This is a genomic window from Chitinophaga fulva (assembly GCF_012927205.1).
In the GTDB taxonomy this organism is placed as follows: domain Bacteria; phylum Bacteroidota; class Bacteroidia; order Chitinophagales; family Chitinophagaceae; genus Chitinophaga; species Chitinophaga fulva.
Window position 1 is genome coordinate 46,386 of record NZ_JABBGC010000001.1, and the last position, 21,456, is coordinate 67,841.

Below are 21,456 nucleotides of genomic sequence, written 5' to 3' on the forward strand. Positions count from 1 at the left end.
AGCTTATTATTTTCGTGCTAACCCGCCCCCGATACGGGGTCGGCTGAAATCGACCGTCAGCGCGCACTTACAAATAGTGAAATATTATAATATTTGTAAATTCTATAAGATGTTCATACATTCTTCGGATTAATTAAAAAAAAACCGTAAATTATTTTGACAGAATAAAATATTTTCTATAATTGCAACCAGATGATATTGATTTACTAATTATTTGAGAGATGTCTAAGAAAGTGCTTTACGAGTTGGAATTCCCGGTTAGGTGCTCCCCCGGTATCCTATACGAATTCCTGTCAACCCCAGCAGGCTTGCAGGAATGGTTCGCAGACAGGGTCGACTTCAGGGACAATGTTTTTTCCTTTTCCTGGAATGGCAGTGCTGAAGAAGCGGAAATACTGGAACAGGAAGAAGATGAATTCATCAAGTTCCATTGGCTCCATGCCCCGAGGGAAGAATACTTTGAATTCCGAATACAAATTTCTGAAGTCACCAACATGACCATTTTGGTTGTTAAAGACTTCGCTGAAAAGAGAGAGATTAAAGACCAGAGCCAGCTTTGGGAATCCCAGGTAAAAGATCTGTTCCATAGAATCGGAAACTAATCACGGCCTTTTCACCGTCAATTCATTGAGTAGGGTCGCATACGCCTCCACTATATCAGTAATTATTTCTCCCCAGCGTTCCAATGCAAACGGTTTCGCCAGTTTAATGAAATTTTTCCGGCCAACCAGCCTTTTCCAGTCTTCTAAACCCATATCACCTATGGACCGGTAATTTCCGTTTTCGAAATCATGCTCCCAGGGATCTTCCGGCAGATACACCTGAAAACCGGCCACCGCCAGTGGCTCATACGCCGCCAGCAGCGATGCCTCAAACCGCTTTTTGACCGCTCCCGCCAGGTGCAGGGTGCAGCTAAAGTAATGCCCCCACCAGAACATACTGCGGAAGGCAAATACGTCCGTTTTACTGAAATACCGTGGATAATCCAGGATTACCCATGGCAGTGATTTGTATTGCTCCCCTTTTGAGATCTTGGGACCCTGCTGCAGCCATTCCTGCTCAAAAGGGAAACCCGACGCCGCATCCCAGGCTGCCAGCGCTTCCTGCAGCTTTCCCATCAGCAGCATGACCTTTTCTATCGCCTTGTTTTTCAACTCCATCACCCGGGGGGTAAATACAATCGCTGCCTCTTCTGCGGTGAGATAAAAATTTTCCATATAATTTAACGGTATTTTCAGGGATGCTTTAACACTCCTTTGTGAAATCGTGCTACCTTTACGTTCGCAAAACGTATAAGGTTGGCTGGAACACAAAGATGAACGTTCCCGGCGAACCTTTTCCCTTTGCTGGCAAAAAAATCAGGCATTATCAGTGAAGAAACTCGATAAATTAATTATTAGAACATTTCTGGGCCCCTTCGTGGCGACCTTCTTTGTGACGCTTTTCGTACTGGTAATGCAGTTCCTCTGGAAATATGTAGACGACCTGGTAGGAAAAGGACTGGACACCATGGTGATCGTGCAACTGATCGCCTACACCAGCGCCACACTGGTTACCCTGGCCCTCCCCCTGGCCGTACTACTGTCGTCTATCATGACCTTCGGTAACCTCGGAGAGAGCTTTGAGCTGGTAGCCCTGAAATCGGCCGGTATATCCCTGCTGCGTTTTATCCGTCCCCTCATGGTGGTGTGCAGCATCATCGGGGTCCTGGCCTTCCTGTTTGCCAACTATGTTATCCCTGTGGCCAACCTGCAGGCGAAATCCCTGCTCTACGACATCACCTACTCCAAACCGGCCTTCAATATCAAGGCAGGTGTATTTTACCGCGACATCCCGGGATATACCATCAAGGTGGCCCAGAAAGATAAAGACAACCAGACCATCCACCAGGTAATGATCTTCGATCATTCTACCGGTGGCGGCAGCGGCGATAAAATTATCCTCGCCGAAAAAGGCCAGATGGTACTCACCGCCAACAAACGTTTCCTTTACTTCATCCTCGAAAATGGCTGGAGATACGAGGAAAAAGGCAATCGCGGCTATTCCGTTCCGGGCGACATGATCCGTTTCAGCTTTAAAAAATACAGCAAAGCGTTTGACCTGAGCTCGTTTGCGTTCAACCGCCTGAATACCGATCTGTTCGCCTCCAACCAGCAAATGCTCAACATCAAACAGCTGGATTTCGCGATAGATTCCCTGCAGAAATCGCAGGTGGTTTTCAGTAAAACCGTCAATGCTTATGTGACCGTACGTTTTCCTTTCTTCCGCTGGAAGGACTCCGCCTGGGCAGCTACCGCACCGCCGCTGAAAGTGAAGGATTTTGAAGATGTTGTTCCGGAAAAGAGCCGGCACAGTGTATTGGAGAGAGCAGAACAAAGCGTACGCGAAACCTTAAGCTCCCTCGATGCCCCTACCAGAGAATATTCTGACAAGCACAGCGTTATATTGATGCATAAAGTGGAATGGCAACGCAAATTCACCCTGGCAGCAGCCTGTGTGGTGATGTTCCTGATCGGCGCGCCGCTGGGTTCCATCATCCGCAAGGGGGGCCTGGGCACGCCACTGGTATTTGCCGTGATCTTCTTTGTGATCTTTAATATATTTTTCATGATCGGCGAGAAGATGGCCCGTAGCGGGGTGATGTTCACCTGGTCGGGCATGTGGTTGTCAAACATTGTGCTGTTGCCCATCGCCGGCTTTTTAATTTATAAAGCCATGAACGATTCCAACTTATTCAATAAAGAATTTTATTTTCGCATTTATCAAAAAGTAAAGAAGTTCTTACAAAAGTTTAAACGGAACAAGTTTAAAACGCAACCTACAATTTAAAACCTACAGAATTGAAAACACTGTTAACACTGTTCAGAAAGAATGCATATTTTTTTCTGCCCTTCCTACTGTGGCTCATAGTAGGGGGAGTAATGCTGGCAACCTACAGTCAACGTGAGTTATTTCTTGGCATCAACGGAGAACACTCAGCGTTTGGAGATGTGTTAGTTACCGGGATCACTTATCTCGGAGATGGTATTATGTTTGGCTTTATCCTGTTGCTGATGCTGCTCATGCAAAAGTTCAGGGTGTTTTTCATCGGTCTGGCAGTATTTCTGCTGGCAGCCATGGTAGTACAGGTGGCTAAACATTATTTTAATGCGCCGAGGCCTATCAGCTATTTTGGTGATGAAGCCGCTTCACTGGTACATACGGTAAAATGGGTAACCGTACATAGCAGCTGCAGTTTCCCTTCCGGACACTCAGCCGTGGCGTTTGCCATGTTCAGTTTCCTGTCCGTATGGCTGCGCAATAAAAAGCTGGGATTACTGTTTATTGTATTAGCACTGACAGCAGGTTATTCCCGCATTTACCTGGCACAACACTTTTTTGCGGACGTATATGTAGGCAGCATCGTAGGGACCCTGAGCACCATTGTGGTATGTGGGTTCTTCAGGTTCCGGGACTCCGCCACTTCTCCGGAAGTGTGTCCGGAAGCTGTGATGAACGCCAACGCGGCGTAAATCCCTAAGTTTTTCAAAGGAGCAAAGTTCGCAAAGATCAGCACCTTTGCGGACTTTGCTCCTTTTCTTTTTTGCATTTTTAGAGAGCCGTGATGCTCATTTTTTTATAAACTGTGATGATGAAATACCTGTTGATTGCTCTTGTGGCAGCCCTGCTATTTATACCTTTTCTGGGGGCTGTACACCTTTTTGATTGGGACGAGATAAACTTTGCCGAAGCAGCCCGGGAGATGATCGTTAGCCATAACTACAGTCAGGTTCAGATCGATTTCCGGCCCTTCTGGGAAAAACCGCCCCTGTTCATCTGGATGCAGGCTGGCAGCATGCTGCTCTTTGGCGTGAATGACTTCGCCGCCCGTCTTCCCAATGCAATCATCGGTATAGCTACCCTGCTGACGCTTTTCGCTATCGGTAAAAAACTGGCAGATGAGAAACTGGGCATGTGGTGGGCCCTGGTATATGCAGGCTCATGGCTTCCTCACTTTTATTTCAAATCGGGTATTATAGACCCCACTTTCAACTATTTTATTTTCCTCGCCATCTATTTCGCGTATAGGATAGCCTATAGTAACCGGTCATACCGCATGGCCATGCTGAGCGGCTTTTTCCTCGGCCTGGCAGTGCTTACCAAAGGGCCGGTGGCCATCCTGGTGTCTATGCTTGCCCTGGTAGTATATTGGCTCTGGAACAAATTCCGCATTGGTATCAAACTGGCGCATCTTGGCCTTATCGCCCTTTTTGCGTCTATCACCACCCTGCTTTGGTTTGGCTATGAGATCCTCGCCCACGGCTGGTGGTTTGTCAACGAATTCGTGACCTACCAGATCCGGCTGCTGACCACCGAAGATGCCGGCCATGGCGGCCCGTTCCTCTACCATTGGGTAGTACTCCTGATTGGTTGTTTTCCTGCGAGCATCTTCCTGTTTTCGTATATCCGTGGCAGAAAAAAGACGATCTACGGACAACCCGCAGCTGCCGAACAAAAGGACTTTAAAGTGTGGATGTGGATATTATTCTGGGTGGTATTGATACTGTTTTCCATTGTGAAAACCAAGATCGTGCACTATTCTTCCCTGTGTTATTTTCCACTGTCCTACCTGGCAGCTTACCAGGTATATAAATTGTCTTCCGGCAAACTGCGCCTGCGTGGCTGGAATATTGCCCTGCTGTGTGTGACCGGTATCCTGCTGGGCATAGCGATTGCCCTGCTGCCGCTGGTGGGCGTATACAAGGACATAATCATACCCTATATAGGCGATAAGTTTGCCGCTGCAAATCTGCAGGCCCAGGTGCCCTGGTCTGTTGCAGAAACCGGCTACGGTATCGCCTATATTGTACTGGTAACCCTCAGCACCGTGCTACTGTACCAACGGAAAATCACCAACGGACTGATATGCCTCTTTGTAAGCACGATGGTGTTCATACCGGTGACGGTACTCCACTTTGTGCCTAAATTGGAACGTTATTCTCAAGGTGCTGCTATCGACTTTTTTATTTCGCTCCAAGGCAAGGACGTGTATGTAAAAGCACTTGGCTATCACAGTTACGCCCAGCACTACTACACCCGGGAACAGCCCCATCATAATAAAAACTATCCTAACACTGACTGGCTGCTGAACGGCGCTATTGACAAGCCTGCTTATTTCATCTGCCGAATCACCGATAGCGAGGAGTTCATTCATCATCCAAATCTGGAAGTGATTGGAGAGAAGAATGGATTTGTTTTCATGAAACGCAAATAGTCACCCTTCCATAAAAGAAAAAGAGCGAAGACCGATCTGATCTTCGCTCTTTTTCTTTTATGGATAGATGCGCTTACGCGTTGTTGTAGCGCTTTTCCACCTCGTCCCAGTTCACCACGTTCCAGAAAGCGTTGATATAATCCGGACGTTTGTTTTGGTACTTCAGGTAGTAGGCGTGTTCCCACACATCGAGTGCGAGGATGGGCGTACCCTTTTCCTTCACGATATTATGCATGAGCGGGTTGTCCTGATTAGGGGTGTTGATCACCGACAGTTTTTTGCCGGGGCCAACGATCAGCCATGCCCAACCGGAGCCAAACTGTGTTTTACCTGCGTCATTAAATTTCTCCTGGAATTTCTCAAAGGAGCCGAAATCTTTAGTGATGGCTGCTTTCAGTTTATCGGAAGGAGTCGTTTTCTTAGGAGAAAGCAGGGTCCAGAACAGGGAGTGGTTGTAATGTCCGCCGCCGTTGTTGCGGATGCCTTTGTCTTTATCGGCCGTGGTTACCTTATGCAATATTTCCTCCAGCGACAGGGTAGCGAAGGGCGTGCCTTTAATGGCCTCATTAAGATTTTTTACATAGGCGCCATGGTGTTTGTCATGATGCAGTTCCATCGTCATTTTGTCGATGTAAGGTTCCAGGGCGTCATAAGCATAAGGCAGTGGTGGTACCACAAATGGGGCCTTCGGGTCGTCGGAGCTGGTTTTCGCAGAAGTAACGGGCACGGCCAGACTGCTGAGTGGGCCGCTGAGTGCAGCTACGCCAGCCAGGCTGGTCAGCTTTATGAATTCTCTTTTGTTCATATTAGAAGAATTGAAATTTGTTTATAGAAAATAAGAGAGATACAAATCTAATTGTAAAGGGAATTCTTCGCAGCAAAATTTACACCAATGACAGCAGCTATTTTCACCAGTAAAATATTTACAGATACTTATACTATTGAATACCAGTGTACCACATCCCAAGCATTTAGTATTTATTCAAAAAACGGGACATTCTTTATGGATTATTCTGGAAATAATACTATTTTACCATTACCTTCATGTGAAGATGTAGAGCTTTTTAATCTTTTTCAACAAATGGAACTATTTATCCCGGGAGATGCTAACTGCGGAGATAGAGATGCAATCCCTGCTATAAAGGCCAACGATACTATGCTGTGTACACCCGCCATTGTTACAGCGTAGTGGGAAAGCGGTAGCTTTTTTGCTGACAATGCTTATAATAAAAAACTGCGTATATTATTTAAAGCCACCCGACCCTGGCAGACTAAACTAAAAAAAATCTAAAGCATTCCCATACATGCTCAAGGTAAGAGTATTCAAGGCAATCGAATATCCCGAAGAATGTTTGCAATATATTGCAGGACATCGGAAAGTGCTGGAAGCCTATGGTGTGACGAAGGTGACCTCCGCAAACGTCGACTGGATGTACGAGCCTTATACCTACATTATTACCGTGAGCAATGACGACTATACTAAAACATATGGAGGCTGCCGGATACAGCTGGCGGGAGGAAGTGTTCCGCTTCCCATTGAGAGCGCCATCAACAATATGGACTCCAGGATATACGATATCGTGAAGGACTTAGCCACTGGCGGCGGCACCGGTGAATTCTGCGGATTATGGAATTCACGGGAGGTTGCCGGCTGGGGTATTGGCAGTATTGTCCTTTTCAGGGTGGTGAATGCCGTACTGAACCAGTTGCCTGTAACCACGTTTTTAGGCTTCTGTGCGCAGACTACTTTCCGTAACAGTATCCGTACCGGGTATCAGATTATGACCAATATCGGTAACCAGGGTACTTTTTATTACCCCAAGGAAGACCTGATCGCCACTGCACTCGTACTGAACGACCCCCTGGAACTGAAGAGCGCTCACCCCGAAGACCGGGAAAGAATGATGAGTTTACGCAACAATCCGGTGCAAACGATTGTAGAAAAAGGGCCCAAGGGAGAGATGCAGGTTGACTACGACCTGAGGATCATGTCGGCGGCAACGAGTGACCTGCCGCTATCCCGGTAGCAATAAATAACTTAACGATGAACAACGTACTAGTAGATGCCATAGCAACGAGCCAACAGAGATCATTAGAAAGGGAAGTAAGGTTTTTCAGGTTACAGGACCCCGCACAGCTGGACGCCCTTACCCAGTTGCTCGCCCAACAACCCGGTATCCGGGTCTTCGACGAAATACAGTCCCAGCTGGCAGAACTTATCCGTCTTCAACATCCAACAGAAAGATTGTCCGATACCGCCGTTGCCGAAAAGGTGGCCGCCCACCTGGGCAACACACCACCGGCCGCTTATGGTGTATGGGTATACTATCCCTGGTCTGCCTACGTGGTACATATCCTCGACGAAGCTGAATTTATACACCTGCGCACCAGCCGCAATCAGCATAAAATCACCGAAGCAGAGAGAAAAACCCTGCAAACAAAAAAAATAGGTATCATCGGCCTTTCCGTAGGGCAGTCCGTTGCACTGGCACTGGCCATCGAAAGACTCTGTGGCGAACTTCGTATAGCCGACTTCGACCGGCTGGACCTCAGCAATATGAACCGCATCCGGACAGGCGTCCATAATGTGGGCATCCTCAAAACAGTATTAGTAGCCCGGGAAATCGCGGAAATTGATCCTTTTTTGCAGGTCCATTGTTATGATAATGGTATTTCAGATGACAACATAGACACTTTTCTGACGGCAGGTGGTCCACTCGACATTCTTGTAGAAGAATGCGACGGGCTGGATATCAAGGTCCTGGCGCGCCAGCGCGCCAAATCCCTGCATATCCCGGTAGTGATGGATACCAGTGACCGGGGCATGGTGGATATAGAGCGGTTTGATCTACAGCCTGATTTACCTATATTGCATGGACGGATACCGGAAAATATCACCGCCACCCAGATCAGAAACATGCAGGGACCGGAAAGGATGGAGCTGGTAGACCGTATTGTTAATTTCAACGCCATGTCAACCAAAATGCAGGCCTCTCTCGCTGAGATAGGCAAAACCATTACTACCTGGCCGCAGCTGGCTTCGGCCGTGATGCTGGGAGGCGCCGCCATCGCCCATGTGTGCCGGGAAATGGGGCTGAACAGAGAGATCGCCTCCGGCCGTTATTACGTAGACTTTGAACAGATTTTTAATCACGAATAAATGATCCGAAATAAGCTATGCGACTTCTGATCAGACCGGCATTTTATAAGTTCGTATGCCTGTTACTGTTAGTAACGGTCCGCTGGGTGCCCGTTTGGGCAGATACCATTTGCATCTCACGCAACTACCCTATCCAACTGGCTGAATACGGCCAGCTGGAATACCTGCTGGACCCGGCTGGCAGCCTCACGTTTAAAGACGTGGAACACTCCCCCGCGTTTCAGAAGCTGCAGAAACAGATTCCTAATTTCGGGCTTACCAAAGATGCCATCTGGCTTCGCTTTACCATCAAGAACAACACCCAGCTGCCGGAACTGATGTTCAACATCACCTATCCGATCCTGGACCTGATAGACCTCTACTACCCTGGCCCCGACGGCTATGAGGTGATTCCGGGAGGGGAACTGCGGCCTTTCAAAAAAAGGCCGGTCGTACACCAGAATTTCGTGTATAACATCAGTATTCCCACCGGCACCTCCAGTACGTTCTACCTGCGTATACAAAGCCGGGAGGCCATCCTGGTACCGGTGTACATTGGCACAACCAGGGAGATCTACAGCAAACTATATAACGACGACCTGCTTCTCTCTATCTACATCGGTATCATCCTCGTTATGATATTCTACAATACCTTCATTTTCTTTTCCGTAAAAGACTGGAGTTATTTTTACTATATCATCTACATCGCCTGTGTGGGATTGGCGCAAATCTGCCTGCACGGCTTCGGGTACCGTTTCTTCTGGCACGAGAACCTTTACGTTACCGAGCAGAGTGTACTCTGGGCCGGCGCCCTGTCGGGCATTTCGGTACTGGTGTTTGTACAGAGCTTCCTTCACGTGCGGGAAAAAGCGCCCTGGGCTTACCGGATCATGACCTTGTTTGTGATCGTTTACTCCAGCACCATCGTACTGTCGTTGCTCGGGTACTTCTCCATCGCCTATGCCCTGATCGATTTCCTCGCCATTACCGGTGTCAGCTTCATCCTGCTGTTTGCCATCATGCAAGCCGTAAAACACTCCCGTACGGCTAAAATATTCGTACTGGCGTGGACGGTGTTCATTCTCGCCATTATCTGTTTTGTGTTGAAAGATGTGGGCATCATCCCCTATAATATTTTTACCAGCCACATTATCGTAATAGGCTCCGCGATAGAAGTCATCCTCCTGTCCTTTGCCCTGGCAGATAAGATCAACACTTTTAAAGCCGAAAAAGAAGCTTCACAAGCCATCGCCCTGGAGATATCCAAAGAAAACGAACAGCTGGTAAGAGAACAAAATATCATCCTGGAAGCCAAAGTGCAGGAACGCACGGAGGAACTGCAAAACAGTAACCGCGACCTCAATGTTGCCCTTACCAACCTGAAAGATACCCAGACACGGCTGGTGGAAAAAGAAAAGATGGCGTCCCTTGGTCAGCTGACCGCCGGCATTGCCCATGAAATCAATAATCCGATCAACTTTGTCACATCCAACATCAAGCCATTGAAGCTGGATATTGCCGACCTGCAGGACCTGCTCAGCCGCTACGACGGGCTGGCCGGCAAAACCGACATACAGAGTGAATTGAAGTCCATTGAGCAATTCAAACGGGAAATCGATATCGAGTATATCCATGAAGAAATCTCTTCCCTGATCAAAGGTATCGAAGACGGCGCCGCCCGTACCGCAGAAATTGTGAAGGGGCTGCGTACCTTCAGCCGCCTTGATGAAAGCGACGTGAAGTCCATCGATATCCATGAAGGCCTGGACTCCACGCTGGTATTGCTGCGCAACGGTATTCCGCCCAATGTGAACATCATTAAACATTACTCGGAACTGCCTAAAATTGAATGTTACGCCGGTAAGATCAACCAGGTGTTCATGAATATCTTCTCCAATTCCCTGAATGCGATCAAAAGCAAAAAAGAGCACCACAACGAATCCATCACCATTACCACCAGTCAGGAGGACCAGTTTATCACCATCCGGATCAAAGACACCGGTATCGGGATGACGGAAGAAGTGCAACAGAAGATATTCGACCCCTTCTTTACCACCAAGGACGTAGGGGAAGGAACTGGTCTGGGGCTATCTATCGTATTCAGCATCATAGAGAAACACAAGGGTAAGATCATCGTAAACTCCACTCCGGGGGAAGGAGCGGAATTTATTATATATTTACCTCTCAACGTCACGATTCATCAATCCTAACCATAACACCCTTTAATGAAAGAAAACCGCATTAGAATATTATATATCGATGATGAAATCCATAATCTGAACGCCTTCAAGGCCAGCTTTCGCAGAAGTTACGAGATTTATACCGCAAACTCAGCGCAGGAAGGCAAACAATTACTGAAGGAGATTATGGTCCATATCATCATAGCGGACCAGAAAATGCCTGTTTCTACCGGGGTGGAGTTTTTTAATGAAATCAAAGACACCCTTCCGGACCCGATGCGCATTTTGCTGACCGGTTATACCGATGTGGAAGATATCATTGATGCCATTAACAAGGGTCATATCTTTTCCTATATTAAAAAACCCTGGGACGAAAATGAGCTGCATAAAACGATCAACAACGCGTATGAGATCTATCATACCCGCAAACAGCTCAAGGAAAAGATCGTAGAGCTGGAAAAAACCAATGATGAGCTGAACCGGTTCATCTACTCCACCTCCCACGACCTTCGTTCCCCGCTGATGTCTGTACTGGGCATTATCAACCTGTCGCGGCTCGACAATTCGGTGGTAGACCCCAACGGCTATATGAACATGGTAGAATCCTGCGTACTGAAGCTCGACGGATTTATCCAGAAAATCATCGAATATTACCGTAATTCCCGGCTGGAAGTAGAATATGAGAAGATTGACTTCAATAACCTGTTGAATGACTGTATCACAGCTTTCCGGCCACAGAACACCGCCATCCGGTTCAACACCCAGGTAGACCAGGTAGCCGAATTCCGGGGAGATACTTTCCGGATCAGCGTTATTTTAAACAATCTTATTTCCAACGCTGTTAAGTACCAAAAACCGGAAGAACCTGAACCGATGGTCAACCTGTCGGTAAAAGTGGAACCGCATAAGGCCACCATCTGCATCCGGGACAATGGTATCGGCATCCTGAGCGAGCATCTGAACAACATCTTTAAAATGTTCTTCCGCTCCAAGAACAACAACAAACCAGGAAGTGGCATAGGCTTATACATCGTAAAAGAAGCCCTCAGCAAAATTGGCGGTACAATTAATGTAGAGTCCAAATACGGCGAAGGCACTCAATTTGAAATTACCATCCCGAACAGAAATGAATTCGATACCTGACCTGCGCGTCATATTGATTGATGACAATGAGATTGATTTATTGCTGCATGAGAAGTTGATTACGTTTCAACAAATCAGCAGAACGGTGATTTCATTCGCCAATGCTAACAAAGCACTGGAGTTTTTATCGTCCAATATCGCCCTGCCGAAAATACCTCCTACCATCATTCTGTTAGATATCCAGATGCCTGAAATGGACGGCTTTGAGTTCCTGCAGGCTTTTGATACCTATCCTCAGAAAATCAAATCGCAGTGTCATATTGTGATGGTATCGTCCTCCCTTGATTATGGCGATATCACCCGTACCAATGCCAATCCTTTGGTCATCAAATTACTCCGCAAACCCTTGCTCCTAAAGGAACTAAAGGAAACCGTAGAAGGAATTTTCAAAGATTTTGTGTAAAAAGTTGGCGGATTCGGAAAATTATCTATTTTTGCATTCCCGAAAGGGAAAATAATGGGGGATTAGCTCATCTGGTAGAGCGCAAGCATGGCATGTTTGAGGTGAGCGGTTCGAGCCCGCTATCCTCCACCGATCTTTCAAGACCCGCGCACAGCGCGGGTTTTCTGTTTATACTACCATCGTAATTTTCTGTATTACAAGGATCAATTTGAAAGGTTGGGGACCGAAAAACGGTGTATCTGTTTTCTTGTTGTGTATTTTCAAAATTTTCTAACCCTGGCTCACCCGGCTTTAACGGATATCTAATGCCTGATGCACGCCACCTGAATATTTTCCGTGCAGCCAGACCCTACTATTGGAATACATCCAAAGAACACTCCCGCATCAAGTCCACCTTTACCCCGGGGTTACTATAGGGCTACTGTATGTACCATAGCGATATATCCAGGGAAACACTCCTTTCTCATTTCTGTCGCCAGGCAATGTGTTTTTACTCCATCCCCCAACTTTTCGACTTGATCCATTTTCACCTGATAGCAAATAAAATACTTACGTAACAGATCATTACGAGGTTTTCCGACAGATAGGATTCCTACATTAATTCGCTGCTGCATAGATAAAAAAAATCCGGTCATTGACCGGATTTCTATAACGCTATGATTTCTTCATGTTGGCCTTGATCGCACTCACTTCAGCTTTCAGCTCCTTATTTTCTTTGTCAAGCTGAATAAGGTACAGTGTCAATTCCTCCACTTTTCGAAGGAGCTTGCTGTTCATTTCCTCCAGATCAACGCCCTTTTCTTTCACCGTTGCTGCCGATGGCATATCAGGCAGATGCTGATACCGGCTGATATATGCTTCCAGTTCCTGCAGGGACGGTAAGCTGTAATCTTTGGCGAACACATAGTCGGGCCAGCGCTGTTGGTTCTTTACAACGATCCTTTCCGCGATCATATTACCGGCTACCGCCAACCGGTACCCTTTGGTATCGTGTACGCCTACCCCTACATTGCCACCATTAGGATTCAGGTATAGGGTACCATCTTCAGCAGTGGGTGAATAAGCCTGGATAAAGCCGCTGTTATCCTGGCCTACAGAAATGCCCAGCCCTCCCTGAAAACGAGGAGAGACACAAGTGATATGATGCCCACCAGAAAAGAGATTCTGCTGACTAGTAGGGACATGAATGGTAAAGCCCCCGGTCTTGGCCGTATTAACAATTACCGCATCCATGGTCGATTGGTACGAGGAGGGTTGCAGGTCCGCATCTCCTACTACGATACCACCAGGTGCAGAAACAGGGTCATATTGTTTAAACGACTGTACTTCTGTTACCTCAGCTGCTTTCACTAACTGCAACGCAGGGTCCTGAACATACCCGGTAAAGGAAAATTCGGTCAGTGTAGAGTTGTTGTCGATGGTTACGGCCAGGTACTTTACGCCATTATAACGGAGTGTTACCAAAGAAGCTGGCTCGTTGTAACTGATAAGGCTTCCCCTGTCGGAATTATAAGCCGATGCTGTATTCACCTCCACCGTCCATTTCCGGTTCCATGCCCCCATATGGCCGCGTATCCCAGTGATTTTACCCATCACAAAATGGCCGTCCATGAGGGCATTGTCGTAAGATTTATGCAATAGGACGTAAGCAAATCCCTGAGCATCATCCGTAATGCCTGGAATGTCAATGTTGGTCCAATAGGCTCTGGTGGGGGAAGTTGGTCGTGTCTGTGCGTTAGCACGAACCGAAAAAGCTGCCAGCAGCAGCAGCATGCATGCAATTGTTTTCATGAAGTATAGGTTTGAAACAAAGAATAAAAAAGGGTTATCAGGTTCTGTTGGGCATTTTCATTTGTTGTACGGGTAACACAATAATAAAGGCTGTTCCTTCTCCCTCCACACTGGTGGCAGTAATAGCCCCCTGATGTTTGTCGATCACTTTTTTGGCGATGGCCAGCCCGATACCGGTGCCTTCGTAGTGATCTGCATTGTGCAGGCGCTGAAAGATAGTGAATATTTTAGACAGGTACTTTTCATTGAAACCAATACCATTATCGCGGATGGTTATACGGCAAAAGTCGCCATCTGCCTGCGGCTGGCTGTCGACCGTACTGCCGGCTATCGCTTCGGCGGAGATATGAATTTCCGGGGCCAGATCTTTCCTGGAAAATTTGAGGGCATTACTGATTATGTTCTGGAAGACCTGGCGGATCTGCCCAGGAACAGCTTCAATATGGGGCAAATTTTCCACACGCACCACAGCATGTTTCTCCGTAATGGTCAGTTCGAGGTCACTGATAATTTCCTGCACGACCACATTCAGGTCGGTCACTTCGTATATGCTTGCCGCCGACAGGCGGGAGTAGTTCAACAGATCGTTGATCAGCCGGGCCATCCTTTCTGAAGACCCTACAATCCTTTCCATATAGGACATGGCGCCAGGGTCTGTTTTCAGGAAACGGTCGCGCACAATGGCCCCAAACAGCTGTATTTTACGTAACGGTTCCTTGAGATCATGAGAAGCCACGGAGGCAAACTGCTGCAGGTCGTGGTTACTGGCTTCGAGTGATTTGTTAATCTCCACCAGTTCCTCTGTCCTTTCCTTTACTTTTCGCTCCAGTATTTCATTGGCCTGTTTCTGATGGGCAATATCTGTGAATGTACCGATCCATTTGCTGATACCGGTGCTTTCCCTAACGGGAATAATACGTAGCAGATGGCAGCGGAAACTATCATCTGCCCTGTCTTTCAGATAAACTTCCTTTTCCAGCGGCAACCCGGCACGCAGTGTATCGACGAGGCATTGCTGCAGGCTTTTGTCCATCGGTTGGGTTTCCGGCAGCTGTTGCAAGCTGTCCGCATATTTAAACCAATTGCGGTTAGCATATTCTATCTGCCCGTCAGGGGTAACGGTGAAGGCTATCTGTGGTAATACTTCCAGCATTGTATGCAGCTCATTCACTTTCTCACTGAGCGCCGCCTGGGCCAGCTTGCGGACTTCCACTTCCTCCTGAAGCGATTGGTGTATCTGCTTCAGCTCCTGTGACTGCTGGTAAAGCCGGGAGAAAGTTTTCACTTTCATCAGCAATACGTCCGGATCTACCGGCTTAGTGAGATAATCAATACCACCGGAGTCGTAGCCTTTTACAATAAAGCGTTTTTCTTTGTTGACAGCAGACAGGAATATGATGGGGATATCCTTTGCTTTGCTATAGCCGGAAATAGCTTCCGCCACTTCAAAGCCGTCCATACTGGGCATCTGCACATCCAGAATGATCAGGGTATAACTGTGTTTAAGTATTTTCTTCAACGCCTCTTCACCGGACAATGCCGTATCCACATCGAACTGGTACAATTCGAGCGTTTTCCGGATGGATAAAATATTCTCTGGCTTATCATCAACAATCAAAATCATACACGAATATATTAGGCTGGGATTTTTTTCCAATAACCATACCTCAACCGACCACCAGGCCGGCAAAATCATTAATAAAAGGCGCCATATCAGCCGCTGCCAGCACATGATCTACCGGCACCGCCTGTATGGCATGCCGCGGCATAAAATCCACGATGGCCGTGTCCGGGTCCTGTACGATAGTGATACCGCCTGCTTCATGTACGTCTGCCAGGCCCTCCACGCCGTCGCCGTTAGCACCGGACAGCAGCACTGCCATTGTCTTCGGACCAAACACACCTGCAGCAGAGGTAAACGTAACGTCTATACTGGGCCGGCTGAAATTCACCTTCTCGGAATAGTCCAGGCTCAGGGTATGATCTGTTTCTACCAACAGATGATAATCACCTGGCGCTATATAAATGGTGCCCGGCAAGAGCACCTCTTTCTCTTCCGCCTCACGGACAGGCAACGAGGTTTTGACGGCCAACAGTTCTGCCAGTACGGAATCGGTACTATTTTGCCTGTGCAGGACGATGATCACGGCCGCATCCAACCGTACCGACAGTCCGGGCAACAACGTCAGGATAGCCTGTAAACCACCGGCAGAACCGCCGATCAGCACCACACGGGAAGCTGTAGCCATAGGGGCAATATTTTGTTGATTACAGATGATGTTTCCGCCAGATTTTCTCTTTACCGTCTAACTGCCTGAACTGTCCCGACACACTGGTAAAGTTAAGCGATTCCTTGCTCCCCAGCGCCAGGAAGCCCAAGGGCTCCATGCTGTCACAAAACAGCCGCAGCACCTTATCCTGCAGCGTTTTATTAAAATAGATCAACACGTTCCGGCAGATGATCAACTGGAATTCATTAAACGAGCCATCCGTGACCAGGTTATGGGGAGAAAAAATGATTTTCTCTCCAAGGTCCTGCCTGAATTTGGCGTACTCATAGTTGGCCGTATAGTAGGAGGAGAAATCATGTACGCCTCCCGCCTCCATATAGTTGCGCGAATATTGCTGCATTTGTGAAAGCGGAAAAATACCGGTCCTCCCCTTTTCCAACACACTGGTATTAATGTCTGTTGCATAAATCACCGATTTGTGCAACAGGTTAGCTTCTTTCAGCAAAATAGCAAAAGAATACACTTCCTCCCCGGTAGAACAGCCGGCGTGCCATATACGGATAAGCGGATAAGTGGCCAGCACGGGCAACACCTGTTGACGAAGCACGTAATAAAACTGCGGATCACGGAACATCTCCGTTACATTCACCGTGATCTCCTCCACAAAACGTAAGGCATAATCTGCATCGGAAATAATACGATAGCGGAATTCGGCAAAGCTCGGGAAGCGGTCCAGCTGAAAAAGATGATTTACCCGCCTGTTAATGGAGGCATGGGCATACTCGGTAAAGTCATACCCATATCGCTCCAGCACATCGTTGAGTAACATGCTCACTTCCTGTTCACTAATATGATTCCTGTTCACAGGTTATACAGATAAGTATTGTTGTAGCTGCGACAGCAACACATCTACATCAACTGGTTTTGAAATATAGTTATCAGCCCCGGCTTCGAGGCATTTCTCCCGGTCACCCACCATAGCCTTGGCTGTAACAGCAATAATCGGCAGATGTTCCTCTCTCTCTTTAGCCCGCAGTGCCGCAATGGTTTCGTAGCCGTCCATATCAGGCATCATGATGTCCATCAATACCACGCCTACCTGATGCTCGCCTTCCAGCAGTGCCAGTCCTTCAGCTCCGGTAGAGGCAGCAATACAGGGTATTCCACGGGAGCGCAGCACCGCTTTCAGCGCAAAAATATTGCGGGCATCATCGTCTATGATCAGTACTTTTTTCTGCTCCATATTATTTCATTCCTTTATCGTATAGCCATACACGTAATAACGAAATCAATTGATCAACATCCACTGGTTTGGAGATATAATCCGAAGCACCGGCCTTCAGGCATTTTTCTCTATCTCCCATCATGGCTTTAGCCGTAACGGCAATTACCGGCAGATGAGCGGTGGACGGTTGTTTCCGGATAGCGGCAATGGCATCATAACCATCCATTTCCGGCATCATCATATCCATCAACACAATATCCACGGTATGTTCGCTCAGTTGCTGCAACGCCTCTTTTCCATCCACAGCGGAGAGCACCTTCATCTGGTGCATCTCCAGCGCCTTCGTGAGCGAGAAAATATTCCGTACATCATCATCAGCGATAAGTACGGTCTTGCCTTTCAGCACTTCGTTGAGCAATGACATCTTGCCGTTGCCGGTCTGTGCGGCCGTATTATTTTCTGACACCAGGTGCAGGAACAACGACACTTCGTCCAGCATTCGCTGGTAGGAATGCGCTGTTTTCACAACAATAGAATCTGCGTACTGCCGTATCCGTTGTTCTTCTGCGCGGGAAAGGCTCTTGCCGGTGAATATGATGATGGGAAGATTTTCCAGCCCTTTGATTTCCTTGACAGTCTCCAGTGTCTCATATGCCTGTTGGTCGGGAATGCCCATGTCCAGTATCACACAGTCCACATCCTTTTGTTGCAGCAGTTGTACGCCGTCAGTAACGGTGCTGCTGATTTCTGAATTCACCTGGTAGTTGCCGAGGAAGTAAGCCAGCGCTTTTGCGTGTTTGGCATTCTCCTCGAGTATCAGCACCTTTTTAGTGGACCGCTGCAACACAAATTCCAGTTTCTCAAAAATATGTTGCATGCTTTCCATGGTGACCGGCTTGCTCACAAAGTCCACCGCGCCTTTCATGAGGCTTTCCTTTTTTGCTTCCAGCGAAGAGATGATATGCACCGGTATCGGACGGGTGGCCGGATCATTTTTCAATTCTTCCATTACCTGCCAGCCATCTTTTACGGGCAACTGAATATCGAGCAGGATGCCGATGGGCCTATATTTACGGGCCAGTTCACCCGCCATGTCACCTCTGACGGTAACCACCCCTTTATATCCCCGCTGGCGGGTAAATTCAAGCAACGCTTTTGCGAAGTAGGTGTCATCTTCCACAATCAGCACGGTGGAATCTCCCGGCCTGATATGATCACGATCATCGGGAATATCAGCAGGAATAAGCGGTGCGAGGTAAGATATACCATCTTTGGCGGCCAATCCTTCATCGACTACTGTGGGCTCTTTCACCGCTATCGGAGAAGACACCGGAGCGAAAGCTGCTTTTTCTTTTTTTCGTGCTGCCGGTACCGTTACTGAGAACTCACTGCCATCTTCGCCGTTACTTTCGAGGGAGATGTGCCCACCCAGCAGCTTGGCCAGCTCTCGGCTGATGGACAGCCCCAGGCCGGTGCCTCCGTATTTGCGGCGGGTAGAGCCATCCGCCTGCTGGAACGCCTCGAAGATCACCTGTTGTTTTTCTGCCGGAATACCGATGCCGGTGTCTTTCACTGTAAAGCGAATGATACCGGGTATTTCGCCATTTTGCACCGATAGCGTAACGGAACCTTTGGCAGTAAATTTCAGCGCGTTGGAGAGGAAGTTTTTCAGTATCTGTTCCAACCTGATCTGATCAGTCTCCATAGACGCCGGTGCACCGGGCATAGCAGCCAATTGCAACGTCAGTCCTTTGTCGCGCGCAATCGGTTCAAACAGCGCCTGCATATTGGAGAAAATATTTTCGATGTACACCTGGCCATATTCCAGCTCCATCTTACCGGATTCTATCTTGGACAGGTCCAGTATTTCATCGATCAGCGTCAGCAGGCCTTTGCCTGAGGAATTGATGACCTGTGCGTATTCCACCTGATCGGCATTCAGATTATGGTCGTGGTTTTCAGATAATAACCTGGACAGCAGCAAGATGGAGTTGAGCGGCGTACGCAGCTCATGCGACATATTAGCGAGGAATTCCGATTTATATTTGGTACTGAGTGCCAGCTCTTCTGCTTTTTTGTGGATATCCAGATTACGTTCCACGATGATCTGGTTTTTCTCTTCCAGCATGCGGCTTCTCTCTTCCAGTTCAGCATTGGACTGCATCAGTTCTTCCTGTTGCACTTTCAGCTCTTCTTCAGACACTTGCAGCTTTTGGGTTTGTGCTTCCAGTTCCGCGTTGAGGCTTTCCAGTTCACTATGCTGTACCTGTAGTTCTTCTGCCTGGGCCTGTGTTTCCTCCAGCAGTTCCTGCAGGCGTATCCGGTTGCGGGTACTTTGTATCGCCACCGCGATGCTGTTCGATGCCTGTGTTATGTATTGCATGGCGCTTTCGCTGAAGGGGAACAGCGACCCGATTTCCACTACGCCTTCTGCTATGCCGGCATGTATCAGTGGCATAATGAGCACATGTCCGGGTTGTGCGGAGGCAGCGCCGCCAGCGATATGCAGAAAATTATCAGGCGCTTCACGGAGGTGTATTAGTTTCCGCTGCTGCAATGCCTGTCCCATCAGGGTTTTACCGGCTGCCACTACGGGAGGTGCCGGGTATTGTTCAGAAAGCGCGTGCCCGGCGGAGAAATGCAGGTCACCATTCTGGCGGATATACAGCACGCCTGTTTGTGCACCGGTATATTGTACCAGGTCTGACAGGGCGTCTTTGGTGAGGGACTGCATGTCCCTTTCTGTGAGCAGTGTTTCATTGATTTTATTGAGTCCTGCCTGCACCCATATCTCCTGTTCATTTTCTTCGCGGAAAAGTTTCAGGTCTGCCGCCATTTGCACAACGGCGTTGCCCAGTGTATCTTCACTACTGCGGGGCTTCACCGTGATATTAAAATCTCCTTTCCCGATACTATCAGCCGCAGAAGCCAGTTCCTGGCCTGCCTGGTCAATAGCGCCCAGTGATTTGGACAGGCTGCCGATAGCATCTTTTGAGTGTATATCGGGCGCTTCCCCGCTCATGCCCTGGGCTATTTTGTCGGCGGCAGTACGCAGTATATTCAGGCTCTCCGTAATCGTTTTGATGGTGTAGGTCACGAATGCGATCACTATCACCACAATCAGCACGAGGAAAATGAAATACCGTGTTTTGAGATCATTTTCTTTTTGTGCGATGGTACGGGCTTCTTTGCTCACCTTGTCTACAATGCTACGTTGCAGCTGCTTGAGCTGGTCCACCGCAGCACTGGAATTGTCCCACCACGAGTCGGCATTAAAGAGGGTATCTATTTTCCTGTTTTTGACGGTATTGCCGATGAAATCGGAGGTGATGATGAATTCGTTGCTTTTCTCCACTTTCAGCAATGCGGCAGCATTGGCGGGAGATGACTTGTCGAGGAATTCGGCCCGCAGCGAAGCATACATATCGGTATTGTTTTCGATACGGGAGAAATCATCCGGCCATACTTCCTTTTTCAGGATGAAGTAATAAATATCCATCCGTATGAGGCCCTGATAGGCAGCCATTTGTGCCAGCAGGTACTGGGAATTGAGGTCCTGTTGCAGGGGTTTCAGCACACCGACATCGGGTGTACTGGCGTGCGCGAGGTTATTGAGCCGGAATATCAGATTGGAATAATAATCCAGCACCTCCCGCTGTGGCATGTTCTTATTGTCGATCTCTTTTCTTTTTTTCGGGAGCGTATTGAGCAGCGAATAAGTAAAAAAGTGGCTATCTGCCGCCAGCAGCCTGGATTTCACGGCATCGATGGCCAGATCTGTTTTGGCACGTTGCATCAGCAGGTCGTTCATGGCATAGTTGCCCAGTACGTAATTCACGCTGGAACGGCGTTCCATATGTATTTCATCGGCCACTTTCATCACGGTGGCGGCTGTACTCACGTCCTGTAGCAGGTTTTCGATACTGCGGATATCCTCACTCTGTTTGTTGAATACCTGGATACCCAGATAAATAAGGCATATCAAGGGAACAATAGCAATCAGGAATAACTTCCTGGGCAGTGGCAGCTGCATAAAAAACTTCTTCATCCGCCTGAGCTCGTTTAATTTTTATCAGGAAAATATAAATAC

General features: G+C 48.0%; 18 protein-coding genes and 1 tRNA gene. 11 read left to right on the top strand and 8 right to left on the bottom strand.

What is annotated here, in order from left to right:
- The first annotated feature begins 221 nt into the window (after window positions 1–221).
- Complete coding sequence (locus tag HHL17_RS00215; RefSeq protein WP_169222820.1) at window positions 222–602, top strand: START-like domain-containing protein; 381 nt, start codon at window positions 222–224, stop codon at window positions 600–602.
- Here the strand turns inward: HHL17_RS00215 and HHL17_RS00220 are convergent, their stop codons facing one another.
- Entirely contained in the window at window positions 603–1,217 is a 615-nt protein-coding gene (locus HHL17_RS00220) for a hypothetical protein (protein WP_169222821.1), read from the bottom strand. It abuts the gene before it with no gap.
- A 154-nt stretch (window positions 1,218–1,371) separates the two neighbouring features.
- On the opposite strand from HHL17_RS00220, the gene HHL17_RS00225 reads away from it, so the two are divergent.
- From HHL17_RS00225 to HHL17_RS00235, 3 genes are all read left to right on the top strand, one after another.
- On the top strand, window positions 1,372–2,829 hold the full coding sequence (locus HHL17_RS00225; RefSeq protein WP_169222822.1) for an LptF/LptG family permease: 1,458 nt from the start codon (window positions 1,372–1,374) through the stop codon (window positions 2,827–2,829).
- 11 nt (window positions 2,830–2,840) lie between these two features.
- Window positions 2,841–3,512, top strand: coding sequence for a phosphatase PAP2 family protein (locus HHL17_RS00230; protein WP_169222823.1), 672 nt, complete (start codon window positions 2,841–2,843; stop codon window positions 3,510–3,512).
- Window positions 3,513–3,628: 116 nt separating this feature from the next.
- Window positions 3,629–5,254, top strand: coding sequence for an ArnT family glycosyltransferase (locus HHL17_RS00235; RefSeq protein WP_169222824.1), 1,626 nt, complete (start codon window positions 3,629–3,631; stop codon window positions 5,252–5,254).
- Window positions 5,255–5,327: 73 nt separating this feature from the next.
- On the opposite strand, the gene HHL17_RS00240 is transcribed toward HHL17_RS00235, so the two are convergent.
- Window positions 5,328–6,059, bottom strand: a complete 732-nt coding sequence (locus HHL17_RS00240) for a superoxide dismutase (protein WP_169222825.1) — start codon at window positions 6,057–6,059, stop codon at window positions 5,328–5,330.
- An 87-nt stretch (window positions 6,060–6,146) separates the two neighbouring features.
- Here HHL17_RS00240 and HHL17_RS00245 point away from each other — a divergent pair, with 87 nt between their 5' ends.
- From HHL17_RS00245 to HHL17_RS00275, 7 genes are all read left to right on the top strand, one after another.
- Window positions 6,147–6,443, top strand: a complete 297-nt coding sequence (locus HHL17_RS00245; RefSeq protein ID WP_169222826.1) for a hypothetical protein — start codon at window positions 6,147–6,149, stop codon at window positions 6,441–6,443.
- 115 nt (window positions 6,444–6,558) lie between these two features.
- Entirely contained in the window at window positions 6,559–7,281 is a 723-nt protein-coding gene (locus HHL17_RS00250) for a hypothetical protein (RefSeq protein WP_169222827.1), read from the top strand.
- 17 nt (window positions 7,282–7,298) lie between these two features.
- Window positions 7,299–8,414 (top strand): ThiF family adenylyltransferase, encoded by a 1,116-nt coding sequence (locus HHL17_RS00255; RefSeq protein ID WP_169222828.1) that lies wholly within the window; start codon window positions 7,299–7,301, stop codon window positions 8,412–8,414.
- Window positions 8,415–8,431: 17 nt separating this feature from the next.
- A complete protein-coding gene (locus HHL17_RS33685; protein ID WP_169222829.1) occupies window positions 8,432–10,603 on the top strand; it encodes a sensor histidine kinase in 2,172 nt (723 codons plus the stop codon).
- Window positions 10,604–10,618: 15 nt separating this feature from the next.
- Window positions 10,619–11,716 (top strand): sensor histidine kinase, encoded by a 1,098-nt coding sequence (locus HHL17_RS00265; protein ID WP_169222830.1) that lies wholly within the window; start codon window positions 10,619–10,621, stop codon window positions 11,714–11,716.
- Complete coding sequence (locus HHL17_RS00270) at window positions 11,700–12,119, top strand: response regulator (RefSeq protein ID WP_078670208.1); 420 nt, start codon at window positions 11,700–11,702, stop codon at window positions 12,117–12,119. Before HHL17_RS00265 ends, HHL17_RS00270 begins: the two co-directional genes overlap by 17 nt.
- 56 nt (window positions 12,120–12,175) lie before the next feature.
- A tRNA-Ala gene (locus HHL17_RS00275) sits at window positions 12,176–12,248 on the top strand.
- Window positions 12,249–12,773: 525 nt separating this feature from the next.
- Here the strand turns inward: HHL17_RS00275 and HHL17_RS00280 are convergent.
- From HHL17_RS00280 to HHL17_RS00305, 6 genes are read right to left on the bottom strand one after another with little or no spacing between them, the layout of a single operon-like run.
- Entirely contained in the window at window positions 12,774–13,910 is a 1,137-nt protein-coding gene (locus tag HHL17_RS00280; RefSeq protein ID WP_169222831.1) for a hypothetical protein, read from the bottom strand.
- Between the two features lie 37 nt (window positions 13,911–13,947).
- Window positions 13,948–15,534 (bottom strand): hybrid sensor histidine kinase/response regulator, encoded by a 1,587-nt coding sequence (locus tag HHL17_RS00285; protein WP_169222832.1) that lies wholly within the window; start codon window positions 15,532–15,534, stop codon window positions 13,948–13,950.
- Between the two features lie 43 nt (window positions 15,535–15,577).
- Complete coding sequence (locus HHL17_RS00290) at window positions 15,578–16,159, bottom strand: chemotaxis protein CheB (protein ID WP_169222833.1); 582 nt, start codon at window positions 16,157–16,159, stop codon at window positions 15,578–15,580.
- A 19-nt stretch (window positions 16,160–16,178) separates the two neighbouring features.
- The gene (locus HHL17_RS00295) at window positions 16,179–17,006 is read right to left on the bottom strand and encodes a CheR family methyltransferase (RefSeq protein WP_317166496.1); all 828 of its coding nucleotides are present in this window, start codon (window positions 17,004–17,006) and stop codon (window positions 16,179–16,181) included.
- 3 nt (window positions 17,007–17,009) lie between these two features.
- On the bottom strand, window positions 17,010–17,384 hold the full coding sequence (locus HHL17_RS00300; protein ID WP_169222834.1) for a response regulator: 375 nt from the start codon (window positions 17,382–17,384) through the stop codon (window positions 17,010–17,012).
- Window position 17,385: 1 nt separating this feature from the next.
- Window positions 17,386–21,414, bottom strand: a complete 4,029-nt coding sequence (locus HHL17_RS00305; RefSeq protein ID WP_169222835.1) for a response regulator — start codon at window positions 21,412–21,414, stop codon at window positions 17,386–17,388.
- Window positions 21,415–21,456 lie beyond the last annotated feature (42 nt).

What these genes read in the sequence shown, in the direction of transcription:
- HHL17_RS00280 (WP_169222831.1), bottom strand. Translation starts at nt 13,910, where the DNA reads ATGAAAACAATTGCATGCATGCTGCTGCTGCTGGCAGCTTTTTCGGTT.
- HHL17_RS00250 (WP_169222827.1), top strand. Translation starts at nt 6,559, where the DNA reads ATGCTCAAGGTAAGAGTATTCAAGGCAATCGAATATCCCGAAGAATGT.
- HHL17_RS33685 (WP_169222829.1), top strand. Translation starts at nt 8,432, where the DNA reads ATGCGACTTCTGATCAGACCGGCATTTTATAAGTTCGTATGCCTGTTA.
- HHL17_RS00235 (WP_169222824.1), top strand. Translation starts at nt 3,629, where the DNA reads ATGATGAAATACCTGTTGATTGCTCTTGTGGCAGCCCTGCTATTTATA.
- HHL17_RS00255 (WP_169222828.1), top strand. Translation starts at nt 7,299, where the DNA reads ATGAACAACGTACTAGTAGATGCCATAGCAACGAGCCAACAGAGATCA.
- HHL17_RS00300 (WP_169222834.1), bottom strand. Translation starts at nt 17,384, where the DNA reads ATGGAGCAGAAAAAAGTACTGATCATAGACGATGATGCCCGCAATATT.
- HHL17_RS00215 (WP_169222820.1), top strand. Translation starts at nt 222, where the DNA reads ATGTCTAAGAAAGTGCTTTACGAGTTGGAATTCCCGGTTAGGTGCTCC.
- HHL17_RS00245 (WP_169222826.1), top strand. Translation starts at nt 6,147, where the DNA reads ATGACAGCAGCTATTTTCACCAGTAAAATATTTACAGATACTTATACT.
- HHL17_RS00220 (WP_169222821.1), bottom strand. Translation starts at nt 1,217, where the DNA reads ATGGAAAATTTTTATCTCACCGCAGAAGAGGCAGCGATTGTATTTACC.
- HHL17_RS00240 (WP_169222825.1), bottom strand. Translation starts at nt 6,059, where the DNA reads ATGAACAAAAGAGAATTCATAAAGCTGACCAGCCTGGCTGGCGTAGCT.
- HHL17_RS00265 (WP_169222830.1), top strand. Translation starts at nt 10,619, where the DNA reads ATGAAAGAAAACCGCATTAGAATATTATATATCGATGATGAAATCCAT.
- HHL17_RS00305 (WP_169222835.1), bottom strand. Translation starts at nt 21,414, where the DNA reads ATGAAGAAGTTTTTTATGCAGCTGCCACTGCCCAGGAAGTTATTCCTG.
- HHL17_RS00270 (WP_078670208.1), top strand. Translation starts at nt 11,700, where the DNA reads ATGAATTCGATACCTGACCTGCGCGTCATATTGATTGATGACAATGAG.
- HHL17_RS00290 (WP_169222833.1), bottom strand. Translation starts at nt 16,159, where the DNA reads ATGGCTACAGCTTCCCGTGTGGTGCTGATCGGCGGTTCTGCCGGTGGT.
- HHL17_RS00285 (WP_169222832.1), bottom strand. Translation starts at nt 15,534, where the DNA reads ATGATTTTGATTGTTGATGATAAGCCAGAGAATATTTTATCCATCCGG.